We start from the raw sequence: 13,380 nt of genomic DNA, 5'->3' as shown, positions 1-13,380 counted from the left end.
TATGAATAAAGACTATCGAATACCACCATCAGAGCTAGCAGTAATGAAGGTGATATGGAATAAGCAACAATGTACAGCAGCACAAATTGTAGATGAAATATCTAAAAGCTCTAAATGGCATTTTCGTACCATTAAGACGCTACTCAGAAATCTCGTAAATAAGCAATTGGTTGGTTACAGTGTCGATATCAAGGATAGTCGAATCTATCACTACTATCCTTTAATTCAAGAAGAGGATTATTTAAAGCAGGAACGAGAACAATTTTTAGAATTATATTATGAGGGCGATGTTGGTACAATGCTCGTCGGTTTTTTAAAGGACAAAGGAATTTCAAGCAGTGAAGCCAAACGTTTAACGGATTTGCTAAAGCTCAAGGAGAATAGTTCGGAGGAATAGCTCTATGTCAGCTGTTTTGCAAATTATATTTTTTAACCTATTTGAAATATCCCTAACAGCATCCATCATCGTGGTGCTTTTAATCTTCTTACGTAGATGGGGGCGAAAGTGGATTACACCTACGGTAATGTCATGGCTATGGCTAATCCTTGTGGTGAAGTTAATTTTGCCCATCCCTGTTCCAACACCCTTCAATGTTGAAAGCTTTAGTGACCCATTTTTGTTTGATAAGCCATATATTAACGAGGCACTAAGTAATGTGGCTGAATCGTGGTATAAACTTGAAACAAGCTGGAGATTAAATACAATCACCTCATTAAGTGACCAAGCCAACCTTGATCCAAGCTCCTTAGACATGGTGGCTAAGATGAAGGCGCGCAATCAAGTAATTAATGGTATCGGGTTCATATGGCTTATGGGTTTTAGTGTTGGTTTGATGAGAATGTGGCGACAACAACGTAAAAGTAAGAGAGTTTATGGTGGGGGAGTCATATGCCAGCATGGCGTAACACTGGAGTTGTTATTAGCTTGTAAACAACAGCTTCGATTAAAAAGGAATGTGAAGTTAAAGGTTTCTGGCACACTGTCTCCTGTTTTAATGGGGTGGCTTAAACCAACTATTTTGTTACCCTATGATTATTTGGATTTATATTCGATGGAGGAATTACGTTATATTTTGTTACATGAGCTCGAGCATGTAAAGCACAAAGATGTAATAAGACATCTTGTTTCGTGTTGGATTGAAATTGTATTTTGGTTTCAACCGTTGATCATGTGGGGAATGAGGCAATTAAGGAAAGACATTGAATTAAGTTGTGATGCTAGGGTGCTAAAGCAACTGAAGACGCAGGAGTGTAGTCATTACGGTCTGCTCCTTATTAAACAAGGACAATACAATGATAAGATGTACCATACATATGAGGCTGGGGTGTACTGGCGTCCTAAACAATCACAGCTAGCAGAGCGGGTAGAAGAGATTAGTAAACAGCTACACCAATCAAGTAAATATAATAAACGTAAAGGGATACGAAATGGTGTTTTCATTATCATTATGGCTCTATTGCTTTTGCCTATAAGTCCAACCTATGCAAATGTTAAACAATATTTTGATGCGACACCAACCTGTTATGTTTTTTGGCTCGAAAACGGGATCAATCCTAAAGCGTTGTCATCGATTGAAACGATGTCCTCACAAATAGCTGGCTTATCTGGTGATGATGATCACATTAAGCTACTAGTTAAACAAAACGTGGAATACAATTGGTTTATTAAGGGGTTAGTAGAGCTATGGCCAATTGCGATGCTACAGGCACAACAGCCAACAGTAATAGCTACACAAAACACGTTAAACCAGCTTGAACATAAAAGGCTTACACATGGACAAGTTGTATTTATGGTTCAGCATCATTATACAACGACAAAGCTTTCTAGCTTTGCAGGTGGGCAAATAAAAGTCGTTAACGTATCAGATTTAAAAGTACAAAAACAGGTAACGGTTTATTAGTGTGAATACTTTACTTCCATTTTGATCATAATTTTCAAATACGGGTATCTTGATAATTTGAAAATGAAATAAAGGAATGGTGCATAAATGAGAAGTAAACAAATCAGGAGCATATCCTCTTTTTTTATAAAGGTGGTTACTGTTTCAACTGTTTTCGTATTAATTTGTAGTCTAGGACTTAACGTTAGCTTGCCATGGGTCAAGGAACAACGTGCATATGCGGCTGACACTAATGTAGTCAAGGTGGGAGAAGCGGTACCAGCTTTTTCATTACAAGGGATAGATGGAAAACAATATAAAATTGGCGGCAAAGCGAAGCAAGGAAATGAAGGAGATGTTGCGCAAAAGCCGGTTTGGATTCATTTTTGGGCTTCATGGTGTGGACCGTGTCAATCTGAGGCACCAGATATTGAGGAGCTTACAGCAAAATATAAAGATAAGCTTGATGCGTATGGAATTAATGCAACCATGTATGATAACGAACAGGATGTTAAAGCATTTGTGGAGAAATATAAGCTTACGTTTCCTGTTTTGAAGGATGAGCAAGGGGATATTTTTAAATTGTTCCGTGGAGCGGCATTACCTACGCACGTTTTTATTGACGGAAATGGGATTGTAAAGGAAATTAAGATCGGTTCACTATCAAAGGAACAGCTACAGGCTAAGCTTGATACGATCGTTAACGATATCAAATAAAGTATATAGGGCGGAGTGGCAATAAATAAGCCTAACTCGTTATCCTTAGGGATATTTGAGTTAGGCTTTATCTTTTTAATCATTTACTTATTTACATGTTAGCCTTCTAATGATTAATAAGCCCTTGACTTACCGAGGAAACATCTTCTAGATTTTCACGTTTTGTTTGTCCAAGTAGGGCATAACGTAAGCTATCCACCAACGCTTCCCAACTGGCTTCAATAACGTTACTAGACACACCCACTGTATTCCATGAGGTAACGAAGTCCCTCGATTCAATTAGGACTCGTACTTTAGAAGCGGTAGCATCTTTATCATCTAATACACGTACTTTATAATCGGATAGATGAATGTCCTTAAGCCCAGGATAATACGTAATTAGCGCTTTGCGAAGCGCATTATCTAATGCGTTAACAGGTCCATTTCCTTCCGCAGCGGTGTACAGGCTATTTCCATCAATTTTTAGCTTTACAAAGGCTTCGGAGACAACAGGGTTGCCAGCCACCTTTTCCACAAGCATTTTAAACGATTCAAATGTAAATAGCTCTTTTAGCTCTCCATTTGCTTCACGAATTAGTAGCTCTAGGGAGGCGTCAGCACCTTCAAATTGATAACCTTGGTGCTCTAAATTTTTAATGTTTTTAATGAGATTTTGTGTGCCTTCTTGATCTTGGGATAACTCAATACCTAGCTGCTGAGCTTTGGACAAAATGTTGCTTTGCCCCGCTAGATCAGACACTAATATACGCTGTTTATTTCCGACGGTTTCAGGCTCAACATGTTCATACGTTCTAGCATCTCGTAAAATGGCGGAGACATGGATGCCTCCTTTATGGGCAAATGCAGCGTTTCCAACATACGGCTGGTTGATAGGCAACGATACATTGGCAACTTCGCTAATATATCTAGCTGTATTTGTAAGCTGAGCTAGCTGTTGTTCAGGAATAACCTCATAACCAAGCTTAAGCTGAAGGTTCGGTATGACAGAACATAAGTTGGTGTTTCCACAACGTTCGCCGTAGCCATTCATCGTGCCTTGAATTTGCTCCGCACCAGCACGAACTGCACTAATCGCATTTGCTACCGCCAATTCACAATCGTTGTGGGTATGGATGCTTAATTTTGCAGTTGTTGCTTGCCCTTTGAGGATGGCTGTAATGTCGTAAACCTCATGTGGCATTGTTCCACCATTGGTATCACACATCACAATATGACTTGCACCTGCTGCCTCTGCGGTTTTCATAACTGCGAGTGCGTATTCAGGATTACGTTTGTAGCCATCAAAAAAGTGTTCTGCATCAAACAAAACCTCAAGTCCATGTTGCTTCAAATAGGCGATAGAATCATGAATCATGGCTAGGTTTTCTTCGAGAGTCGTTTGGAGTGCTGTATGCACATGGAAATCCCACGCTTTGCCTACTAACGATGAAGCCTGAGCCCCTGACTGGATGATGCTGCTCAGATTAGAGTCTAGCTCCGCTTTACTATTTTTGCGTCTTGTATTTCCAAAGGCTGTAATCTTGGCAGACAGACCAAGTTCCTTTACTCGCTTGAAGAATTCAATATCCTTATTGTTGCTCCCAGGAATGCCACCTTCAATATAATGTACACCCAACTGATCTAGCTTCAGTGCAATTTTCAGCTTATCATCAGCTGACAAGCTGATTCCTTCACCTTGGGTTCCATCGCGTAGCGTTGTATCAAAGATGGATAATGCCGTTGACATGGTAGAAGAATCCCCCTTTTGGATGCATTATTATATAAATTTTTATTATTATATCATTTTGACGCTGTAATGTAACACAATCTTTTTTTAATCTTAAATTTAATCCCTATAAATTCTATATGATGTATGGTATTGCTTGCATAGAACCAAACATGTATTCTTATAAGAGGTTACTTTAAGGAGATATTTTCAGGGTTATAAATGAACTGAAAGGTGAGGGACCGGCGTTGAAAAAGGTAGAAGACTATTATCCGACTCGTGGCAGGGTGATACTTCATATTGATATGAATGCTTTTTATTGTTCTGTACACGAGGCCGAGGACCCAACTCAATATAAAGGGAAGCCAACCGCAGTTGCTGGTAGTGTGGAGCTACGTAGAGGTGTCATTGTTACTTGTTCATATACTGCCCGTAGCAAAGGTGTAGCGACAGGAATGACCGTAAGTCAAGGACTGCAAAAGTGTCCAGAGCTGATGGTCATTCAGCCTAATTTTCATTTATATCGTAAATATTCTAGAGCATTTATGGACATCGCTTATAGCTATACGCCACTTTTGCAAGCAATGTCGATTGATGAATGCTTTTTGGACATTACAGGTTCTAAGCAGTTTGGTACTCCCCTCGATATCGCAACTGAAATTCAAAAGCGTGTAGCCACAGAGCTACATTTACCTTGCTCCATCGGCATTGCCCCTAATAAACTACTGGCAAAAATGGCATCGGATATGAAAAAGCCAAATGGAATTACCGTCCTGAGGTTAAGAGATGTACCCAAATTACTATGGCATCGACCTTGTCGTGACTTGTTTGGGATTGGACGGAAAACCGCTGAGAAGTTGACGAAAATGTCTATTTTCACGATTGGTCAGCTTGCCGCAGCCGAAGAAAAGCTCTTAACAGAGCGATTTGGCATCAATGGGATCTGGATGAAGCGCGCGGCAAACGGTTTAGATGACTCACCTGTCATTGAGGAACGTGAAAAAAATAAATCAATTGGTCACACCACAACATTACCCCATAATATTTCACAGCTTGATGACATTAAGCGGGTACTGTTAAATGTTGCGGATCAAGTGGCACGTCGCTTACGCAGACAAAATTTAATGGCAGGTACAGTGCAAATTACAGTAAGAACGCCTGAAATGGTGACGTACACAAGATCACAAACCTTACCACATGTCACAGAAATGACAAAAGATATTTATACAGAAGCTTGTCGCTTGTATGAACGTCATTTTAATGACGATAAGCCGGTTAGATTGTTAGGCATTACTGTTCAAAATTTAGTGCCTAAGGATGAAGTTGCATTACAGCTAGACCTGTTTGACTACGCGAAGCAACCGCAGAAAGAGCAGTTGCTACAAACAATGGACAAGCTACGAGATAAATTCGGAGAGGATGCAATTATGACAGCAGGGATGCTTGGTGATGACCCTTCCGCTTTAATTCGTAACTATAAGGTGAGAGGTACATCGCTGCAACGAGATTTCCTTTTGAAAGAGGAAGAGGATTGATAATAATTATCAGTTGTAATTTTTTGGCATTTGGATTGAAATTGGTCTTTATTTATATTATATTGGGAAAGTACTTGTTTAATATTTAACACGGTTATACCGTTTAATTCAGGAGGAAGAGTAATGGCTAAATATACTTGGGTTGAAAAAGATACTTGCATCGCTTGTGGTGCATGTGGAGCAACGGCACCCGATATTTATGATTATGATGACGAAGGTTTGGCAGAAGTCATCTACAATAATGATGGTAACAAAGGGAACGTTGAAATTCCGGAAGACATGTATGAGGATTTGGAAGATGCATGTGACGGTTGTCCAACAGATTCCATTAAAATTGCGGACGAGCCATTTAACATGGAAGGCTAAGGCTTCTCCATTTTGAGCATAAACAAAGTCAATTTCTGCTTTTTGCGGGAGTTGGCTTTTTTTATTTTTAGTAAAACATTTAGAATGCACCTGTAAAATACCGATATATTAGGAGGGAATGGAAAATGATCGCATTGATTTCATCATTTTTAAATTTTTTGGAGGCATAGATGAAAAACTCAAATTATCTTAAAAAATATGTCGAGGAGCATCCTAAAAATAAAATGTCTTGGTATTTGCTTGGCAAGGAATACGAGGCATCCGGTCAAATAGGTAAAGCGCATTATTGCTATATGAAGGCAGGGGAGGTGTATGAAGCATTTGAATCTACCTCGATTCGTTCTGAGGTGTTAGATGATTATAAGGAAGGTATAGTTGAACAAACTAAACGCAAGGAATCCCAAAGTAAGCTCATTCGGAAGATCGGTTTGCTTTTATTATTTATTTTATTATTGTGGATGCCTTTTGCACATGCCCCAGGAAGTGACATTGTCATGTCAGACTGGGTGGACCAAGGTCAGTTAAGTCAGGATGGTGATTTAGCTGCAGATGTAACATTTTCAGAACAAGAAGAGACAGTGCAACCTACCAAACCTCAAGTATTGATAGAAGGTCCGCTATTTACCGCAAGAGGGTATACGGGAACCGCAAGTCAAAGGATGCAGTTCATTGGTAATTTATTAGATACAAGTGTGGATGGTCCAGAAGCTATTCATGTTTTGGGCATGGGGAAATCAGGGGATTATTGGGTTTGGTCAAAAAATATGCCTGTCGTATACGGAATCGAACAAGATAAGGAAACAGGGGTTACAACACTTCAATCGTATGATGAGCGCTACTGTAAATGCGATGTGCCAAATACAACCAAGCTACAAAAGCAAGCCAAAAAATGGATCAATCGTCAGGAGTCTTTAGCGGTATTAACGACTGCGATTATTTCGTATAAGGAGAGCAAGGGAGAATATCCGACTGATCTATCTGCTTTAACGCAGCCGTTCCCTGACAACTGGTTAGCCGGATCCGATGCGGTGATGGAGCAGGAGTTTGAACCGCTACTACATAAAATAATTGCTGTCGAGCAGAAGGGGAATGGGCAACAAGCACAGGCGGGCAAGGCTGAAAATCACCAAACATCAGCGCAAAGAAACGTTAGCACTCTGTCACAGGACCGACAGTTTGAGCCTGGGAATGGTCCTTATTTTACAAGACCTCTAGAAATTATCGTTGATAAAAAGCTACATCAATTAATGGTTGTGAGTGGTCAGGTTGTGCTCAGAAGCTACAAGGTTGGATTAGGTGGCGCAAAAACACCTGAAGGACAATTTCAAATTAGTGATAAGGTCATAAATCCAAATGGGCGAAGTGATGGAGAGTTTGGCAGTCGGGGAATGCAGTTATCTGACACCAATTATGCGATTCATGGTACAAACGAGCCTTCGAGCATGGGGAAGGACTTATCGTTAGGTTGTGTGCGTATGCTAAAAGAGGATATAGAGGAATTGTTTGATCTTGCCCCAAAAGGGACGAAGGTGACAATAACATCACAATCCTTAGCTTCTTTGCAAAATGTACCCGAGGATCGTTTTGTTCTTAGTAAGAGGCAAGATCAGACTAATCCTAACAAAGTATATCGTTGGTTAAACTAAATTAATTAAAGATCAAAAATTTAACTAAAGATCAAAAGCAGAGCAAATAAAATAACAAGAACACTAAAGATGGAGCTTACCCAAATAATTGCTTTTTTATTGACTTGTGTTTTTTTATGCTGTGAAATCGTAGGTGGAACTCGTTTTACGGACATAATGATGTGCTCCTCCCATTATTAAAGTTGTTATTTAAATAGGTTAAAGTAAAAGTTCTATATGTGCTGTATAAATTCCTTCTCATTCCTTCTATAATAACAACTGGATAATTGACCTAGTTTTTTGCACAATATTGCAGGTTGAACTTTTCTTTTAGTGCATAAAACGCTAAACTAAGAAGAAGAGTCAGCAAGTAGAGAAGAACGGAGTGAATGAAAGCGTGTTGTATCGTCATATTGGTAAACCTATATTTTTTAAATTAAGTCCTGAGACTGCACACCATCTTGTCATTGATGGTCTACATACAGCATCTAAAGTTCCTGGTGTTACTTCTTTACTGAAGGGAATGTATGGCGTTCCGCACACCGATGATATGGCTAGTGATTTATTTGGGATTCATTTTCCTTCCCCAATTGGTCTGGCTGCTGGTTTAGATAAAAATGCTGAAGCTGTAGCAGGCTTTTCCGCCATTGGATTTGGATTTATGGAGGTTGGAACGGTGACACCTAAGGGTCAACCAGGCAATGAGCTTCCACGTTTATTCCGTCTACCACCAGATGAAGCATTAATTAATCGCATGGGCTTTAACAATTTAGGCGCAGATAAAATGGCAGAGACCTTAGGCAAACTAAAACATAGAAGTATTCCGGTTGCAATAAACATTGGGAAAAACAAAGTGACACCTAATGAAGAGGCGCATTTAGACTATGCAAAGTGTGTATCAACGTTATATGATCATGCTGATTTTTTTGTGGTGAATATTAGTTCGCCCAATACACCGGATTTACGCAAGCTACAGCATGGTGATGAGTTGTCTCATCTATTAAGAGTAGTGAAGCAAGAAATTGCTACCCAAGCTACTAAACGTAATACAAAACCTAAAGCAGTACTAGTAAAAATAGCACCAGATATGACGGATGAGGAGCTAAGCTACACCATTCAGGTCATCAATCAAAGTGGTGTGTCAGGGGTTATCGCTACGAATACAACGATCTCACGTGAGGGGCTTAACCATCCATCAGCACAGGAGATGGGTGGACTGAGTGGAAAACCGCTAAAAGAAAGGTCTACTCAAATAATTTCATCCATATATAAGCAAACGGCGGGTAAATTACCGATTATCGGCTCAGGTGGGATATTTACTGCAGAGGATGCTTATGAAAAAATTCGTGCGGGTGCAAGCTTAGTTGAAATCTATACCGCTTTAATTTATGAAGGACCCGAAGTAAATCGTAAGCTTCATCGTGAATTGAGAAAATTATTACAAAGAGATGGCTTTTCTCATATTTCAGAAGCGGTGGGTGCAGACCACCATACTTTGTAGGGCTGTAATAGATAGGGGGCTTAAATATGTTGGACAATCGAGATTGGGATACGTTTTTGTTACCATATGAGCAGGCAGTGGAGGAGCTCAAGGTCAAGCTCAAAACGATGCGTTCCGAGCTTAAAAAACGTGAAGAGTATGCACCAATTGAATTTGTGACAGGGAGAGTTAAAAAAATCTCCAGCATTTTAGATAAAGCAAAACGTTTAGATGTACCCATGGATAAAATTGAAGAGGGCATTGAGGATATTGCAGGGATACGGATTATGTGCCAGTTCGTGGAGGATATTCGTAGAGTAGCAGAGTATATTCGTTTACGCAAGGATTTATCTGTTTTATATGAAAAAGATTATATTACCAATTACAAGGAAAGTGGCTACCGTAGCTTCCATATGATTATTGAGTACCCTGTGCAGACTGCATTTGGGCAAAAAAAGGTGCTTGCAGAAATTCAAATTCGTACCCTTGCGATGAATTTTTGGGCAACGATTGAACACTCATTAAATTATAAGTATCGGGAGAGCTTGCCTGGTGAAATGAGAGAGCGTTTAAAAAAAGCAGGCGAAGCCGCTTATGTGTTAGATAATGAGATGTCTAGCATACGTCAAGAAATTTTAGAAGCTCAAAAAAGCTTTGAAGATGATGCTAATGTGGTTTCCCATGTATTATCTGCGATTCATAAGTTGTACTTCCACCACCTCGTATCTGAAGCGATTGAAGCACAGTCAAAATTCAATCAATTTTGGGAAAATCATGATATGGCAGGGATTAGAGAATTACTAGATGATGTTAAGTCACTCATAAAATCCGTGAAAAAAGTTGATGAACCTGGCGATGAACTATAAGCCGCTATATGTGGCATACTTGGTTTATTTTAATCGAGATCGCGATTACTTTGAATGTCATGAAGTATTAGAGGAATTGTGGTTAGCTGAAAATTATGATCTTCGTTATAAAGGCTTGTTACAAATCGCTGTTGCTTTGTTTCATGTTCGTAATGGTAACATTCGTGGTGGGATTAAAATGTTTAAATCTGCATTGTCCTATTTAGCTCCTTATCCCAAGGAGCTATTGGGTATTAACCTAGATAAGCTAAAGCGAGAGATTGCAGACTATATTAACAAGCTATCTATACCAAGTGTGACTGACTTTTATGATCTAACCATTGATATCATTGACCCTGCTTTGGTGGCGGAGGTGGCTAGAGCTTCGATTGCGCTTCCGCCACATCTACCCCTTCGGACAACATATAAGCATAATAGAAAAAGTGAGTAAAGCATTAGGGATTCCTAGCTTTACTCACTTTTTCTATTATAGCTGTATTAAGAATGATGCGAAGCTTCTTGCTTTATAACTACAGGCTCTTCTTTTTTGGAGCTAAGCACCCAACCAAGTGCAGCAATCAAAATGAGAACTACATAAAAGCTAACCTTCCATGCGGTGCTATGTGCAAATGCTTCTGGTAACCAGCCAACAGCAGGATGAGCAAATGTAATAATTAAGAGCTTAACTCCAACCCAACCTACAATACAAAAAGCAGCAATTTCTAAACCTGGACGAGATTGAAGCAATTTTACGAAGAAGGATGCGGCGAATCTCATAATGACAAGCCCGATAAACCCACCAATAAAGACGACTAAAAATTGACCGCCATCCATGCCACCGATATGAGGTAAGCTCGTTTTTGGTAGGGCAACTGCAAGCGCAACCGCAGCAAGTATCGAATCAATTGCAAATGCAATGTCTGCAACCTCTACTTTAAAAACGGTCATCCAGAAGCTAGACTGCTTCCGACTCTTAGCATGTTCTTCCTCAACTAAGATCCCCGCAGCTTTACGTTTATTCTCAATCACTTTTTTAACAATATGATTCCCGGAAATATAGAGTAGGTATAATGCGCCAATCGCCTGTACCTGCCAAATATCTACTAGATATGAAATGATAAATAACGAGCCAAAGCGGAAAACAAACGCGCCCGCTAAGCCGTAAAATAATGCCTTTTTTCTTTCCTTGTCAGGTAAATGCTTAACCATAATCGCCAGTACTAACGCATTGTCTGCTGCGAGCAGCCCTTCAAGACCTACCAATACGAGTAGAACCCATCCGTATTCAAATAATAACCCTAATCCTGCGTCCAATGTAATCTCTCCCTTATCTTTATAGTCTGCTAGGTCCGTTAACACAAAAAAACCTTTACCATCAAGTAACCCAGTATTGGCATACGGGATATACTTCATGGTAAAGGTCTCGCTAACATGTAGTTCATGTCAATAAAACCGGAGAGTGATTGCTCTCGTAATGACGATTTTATTGTACAGCTACTCCCCTTTACAGGTGAATATTATGTTATTGGAATACTTGCTATATGAGAACAATAAAAGATTTTCTCCAGCTTGTCAATATGATGAATAAATATTTTTGAAAAAGGCTGTCCATGTTACAATAATAATATTGAAAATTTAATAGCGTAGCATTTGCATTTTGTTAAATGCTCCATAGAGAGGATTTTGTTATGTCGGTTTCACTACCAGATGAATTTTTAGCTCGAATGAAAGGATTGCTCAAAACCGATTATGAGTCCTTCCTCCTATCGTATGAACACTCCAAATATGTAGGTATACGAATCAATACACTAAAAGTTGATGTCGAGACGTTTAAGGAAATTTCCCCTTTTGAGTTAAAGCCAATTCCTTGGTGCCCAAGTGGGTTTTACGTTCATGAAGCGGACAAGCCTGGCAAGCATCCGTATTACCATGCTGGCTTGTATTACATTCAAGAGCCAAGTGCGATGGCGCCAGCAGAGGCGTTAGGAGTTCAGCCAGGAGATAAAGTACTTGATCTATGTGCAGCTCCAGGAGGTAAATCCACACAAATTGCCGCCAAGCTACAGGGACAAGGGATGTTAGTTAGCAATGATATCCACAGTGAACGAACTAAGGCATTGGCTAAAAATATAGAGCTTTATGGGGTCCGTAATGCCATTGTACTTAATGAATCTCCCGCTGATCTACGGCAAGCATTTCCCAACTTTTTTACTAAGATAATGATTGATGCGCCTTGCTCTGGCGAAGGCATGTTTCGTAAAGATGAAGGGATGTCAGCAGAGTGGAAAGCAGATTGGCGTAGCAAATATAGTGGAATGCAAAAGGAAATTTTGGTGCAGGCAGTTGAGATGCTTGCGGAATCTGGTACAATTGTATATTCAACCTGTACATTTGCACCTGAAGAAAACGAAGCTATTATGGCATGGTTTTTAAGCCAACATCCAGAATTCTCTGTTGTTCCATTACCGGCTAATCAGGGTTTTGCTGCAGGCCGTCCAGAATGGCTAGATGAATGTGACAATGTAAGCCATGAAGGGCAAATTGCTGAATCAATTAGAAGTCAATTAGTGAATTGTGGGAGATTATGGCCTCATTTAATTGAAGGCGAAGGACATTTTTTAACCATATTACAACGTAATCGATCTAATCAATCATCTGGTAGTGAGATAGACGCTCCGATAACTGGAGAGGAAGAAATTACTGTATACAAAAATAAGCATAGCCAGCATCCACAACATAAAGGTAAAAAACAGGACAAATCAAAAACAGGGGCTATACTGCAAGAAAGTGATGTGCTTGCATTGTGGCAGCATTTTGTGAGCGAAAATCTGTTGAGTCAACCGCAAGGTAACCCTATTTTGTTTGGGGGACATGTGTACATGTCGCCATTACTCCAAGTTAAATTAAATGGACTTCGCACCATACGTCCAGGCTGGTACGTAGGAACTGTTCATCATGGTCGCTTTTCTCCCGGTCATCCACTTGCGACCGCCCTTCGTTGTGACGAGGTGGTTCGTTATGTGGAGTTATCCTTTAACAATCAGGAGGTCATTTCCTATTTGAAGGGAGAAACGTTAACGATTTCGCAAGAACGTATTGTATGTAATAATAACTCCGCACCTAAAGGCTACGTATTAGTTACGATCAATGGTTTTTCTTTAGGTTTTGGCAAATGGTTAGATGGCATGTTAAAAAATGAATACCCAGCAGGCTGGAGGTGGACGTAA

13 protein-coding genes are annotated in these 13,380 nt (G+C 39.8%); 10 read left to right on the top strand and 3 right to left on the bottom strand.

What is annotated here, in order from left to right:
- Nucleotide 1: 1 nt before the first annotated feature.
- The 3 genes from J2Z32_RS12610 to J2Z32_RS12600 all read left to right on the top strand — a co-directional run bounded on the left by J2Z32_RS12610 (nucleotide 2) and on the right by J2Z32_RS12600 (nucleotide 2,597).
- Nucleotides 2–397 (top strand): BlaI/MecI/CopY family transcriptional regulator, encoded by a 396-nt coding sequence (locus J2Z32_RS12610; protein WP_210089524.1) that lies wholly within the window; start codon nucleotides 2–4, stop codon nucleotides 395–397.
- Nucleotides 398–401: 4 nt separating this feature from the next.
- Nucleotides 402–1,901, top strand: a complete 1,500-nt coding sequence (locus J2Z32_RS12605) for a M56 family metallopeptidase (RefSeq protein ID WP_210089523.1) — start codon at nucleotides 402–404, stop codon at nucleotides 1,899–1,901.
- 87 nt (nucleotides 1,902–1,988) lie between these two features.
- Nucleotides 1,989–2,597, top strand: coding sequence for a TlpA family protein disulfide reductase (locus tag J2Z32_RS12600; RefSeq protein WP_210089522.1), 609 nt, complete (start codon nucleotides 1,989–1,991; stop codon nucleotides 2,595–2,597).
- A gap of 106 nt (nucleotides 2,598–2,703) precedes the next feature.
- On the opposite strand, the gene cimA is transcribed toward J2Z32_RS12600, so the two are convergent.
- On the bottom strand, nucleotides 2,704–4,323 hold the full coding sequence (cimA, locus tag J2Z32_RS12595) for a citramalate synthase (RefSeq protein WP_210089521.1): 1,620 nt from the start codon (nucleotides 4,321–4,323) through the stop codon (nucleotides 2,704–2,706).
- A gap of 227 nt (nucleotides 4,324–4,550) precedes the next feature.
- On the opposite strand from cimA, the gene J2Z32_RS12590 reads away from it, so the two are divergent.
- The 3 genes from J2Z32_RS12590 to J2Z32_RS12580 all read left to right on the top strand — a co-directional run bounded on the left by J2Z32_RS12590 (nucleotide 4,551) and on the right by J2Z32_RS12580 (nucleotide 7,849).
- The gene (locus tag J2Z32_RS12590; RefSeq protein WP_210089520.1) at nucleotides 4,551–5,837 is read left to right on the top strand and encodes a DNA polymerase IV; all 1,287 of its coding nucleotides are present in this window, start codon (nucleotides 4,551–4,553) and stop codon (nucleotides 5,835–5,837) included.
- A 123-nt stretch (nucleotides 5,838–5,960) separates the two neighbouring features.
- A complete protein-coding gene (locus J2Z32_RS12585) occupies nucleotides 5,961–6,203 on the top strand; it encodes a ferredoxin (protein ID WP_210089519.1) in 243 nt (80 codons plus the stop codon).
- Nucleotides 6,204–6,373: 170 nt separating this feature from the next.
- A complete protein-coding gene (locus tag J2Z32_RS12580; protein WP_210089518.1) occupies nucleotides 6,374–7,849 on the top strand; it encodes a L,D-transpeptidase family protein in 1,476 nt (491 codons plus the stop codon).
- Nucleotides 7,850–7,869: 20 nt separating this feature from the next.
- Here the strand turns inward: J2Z32_RS12580 and J2Z32_RS22565 are convergent, their stop codons facing one another.
- A complete protein-coding gene (locus J2Z32_RS22565; RefSeq protein ID WP_280921143.1) occupies nucleotides 7,870–8,004 on the bottom strand; it encodes a hypothetical protein in 135 nt (44 codons plus the stop codon).
- A gap of 221 nt (nucleotides 8,005–8,225) precedes the next feature.
- Here J2Z32_RS22565 and J2Z32_RS12575 point away from each other — a divergent pair, with 221 nt between their 5' ends.
- The 3 genes from J2Z32_RS12575 to J2Z32_RS12565 are packed head-to-tail and all read left to right on the top strand — an operon-like array spanning nucleotide 8,226 to nucleotide 10,604.
- Nucleotides 8,226–9,329 carry a quinone-dependent dihydroorotate dehydrogenase gene (locus tag J2Z32_RS12575; protein ID WP_210089598.1) on the top strand — a complete coding sequence of 368 codons (1,104 nt, stop codon included), beginning with the start codon at nucleotides 8,226–8,228 and terminating at the stop codon, nucleotides 9,327–9,329.
- Nucleotides 9,330–9,358: 29 nt separating this feature from the next.
- Nucleotides 9,359–10,174, top strand: coding sequence for a GTP diphosphokinase (gene yjbM, locus J2Z32_RS12570; protein WP_210089597.1), 816 nt, complete (start codon nucleotides 9,359–9,361; stop codon nucleotides 10,172–10,174).
- On the top strand, nucleotides 10,164–10,604 hold the full coding sequence (locus J2Z32_RS12565; protein WP_210089517.1) for a DUF309 domain-containing protein: 441 nt from the start codon (nucleotides 10,164–10,166) through the stop codon (nucleotides 10,602–10,604). The genes yjbM and J2Z32_RS12565 overlap by 11 nt, the downstream gene beginning before the upstream one ends.
- Before the next feature lie 47 nt (nucleotides 10,605–10,651).
- On the opposite strand, the gene J2Z32_RS12560 is transcribed toward J2Z32_RS12565, so the two are convergent.
- Entirely contained in the window at nucleotides 10,652–11,467 is an 816-nt protein-coding gene (locus J2Z32_RS12560; RefSeq protein ID WP_425343000.1) for a TerC family protein, read from the bottom strand.
- Between the two features lie 374 nt (nucleotides 11,468–11,841).
- Between J2Z32_RS12560 and J2Z32_RS12555 the strand changes: the two genes are divergently transcribed.
- Nucleotides 11,842–13,380 (top strand): RsmF rRNA methyltransferase first C-terminal domain-containing protein, encoded by a 1,539-nt coding sequence (locus tag J2Z32_RS12555; protein ID WP_210089515.1) that lies wholly within the window; start codon nucleotides 11,842–11,844, stop codon nucleotides 13,378–13,380.

Source organism: Paenibacillus turicensis (genome assembly GCF_017873435.1).
Lineage (GTDB): Bacteria > Bacillota > Bacilli > Paenibacillales > Paenibacillaceae > Fontibacillus > Fontibacillus turicensis.
Note: the sequence above shows the minus strand (reverse complement) of the source record. Positions and strands in the feature narration are given on the sequence as shown.

Coding starts and splice junctions, on each gene's coding strand:
- J2Z32_RS12610 (WP_210089524.1), top strand. CDS start 2: ATGAATAAAGACTATCGAATACCACCATCAGAGCTAGCAGTAATGAAG.
- J2Z32_RS12605 (WP_210089523.1), top strand. CDS start 402: ATGTCAGCTGTTTTGCAAATTATATTTTTTAACCTATTTGAAATATCC.
- J2Z32_RS12600 (WP_210089522.1), top strand. CDS start 1,989: ATGAGAAGTAAACAAATCAGGAGCATATCCTCTTTTTTTATAAAGGTG.
- cimA (WP_210089521.1), bottom strand. CDS start 4,323: ATGTCAACGGCATTATCCATCTTTGATACAACGCTACGCGATGGAACC.
- J2Z32_RS12585 (WP_210089519.1), top strand. CDS start 5,961: ATGGCTAAATATACTTGGGTTGAAAAAGATACTTGCATCGCTTGTGGT.
- J2Z32_RS12580 (WP_210089518.1), top strand. CDS start 6,374: ATGAAAAACTCAAATTATCTTAAAAAATATGTCGAGGAGCATCCTAAA.
- J2Z32_RS22565 (WP_280921143.1), bottom strand. CDS start 8,004: ATGTCCGTAAAACGAGTTCCACCTACGATTTCACAGCATAAAAAAACA.
- J2Z32_RS12565 (WP_210089517.1), top strand. CDS start 10,164: ATGAACTATAAGCCGCTATATGTGGCATACTTGGTTTATTTTAATCGA.
- J2Z32_RS12555 (WP_210089515.1), top strand. CDS start 11,842: ATGTCGGTTTCACTACCAGATGAATTTTTAGCTCGAATGAAAGGATTG.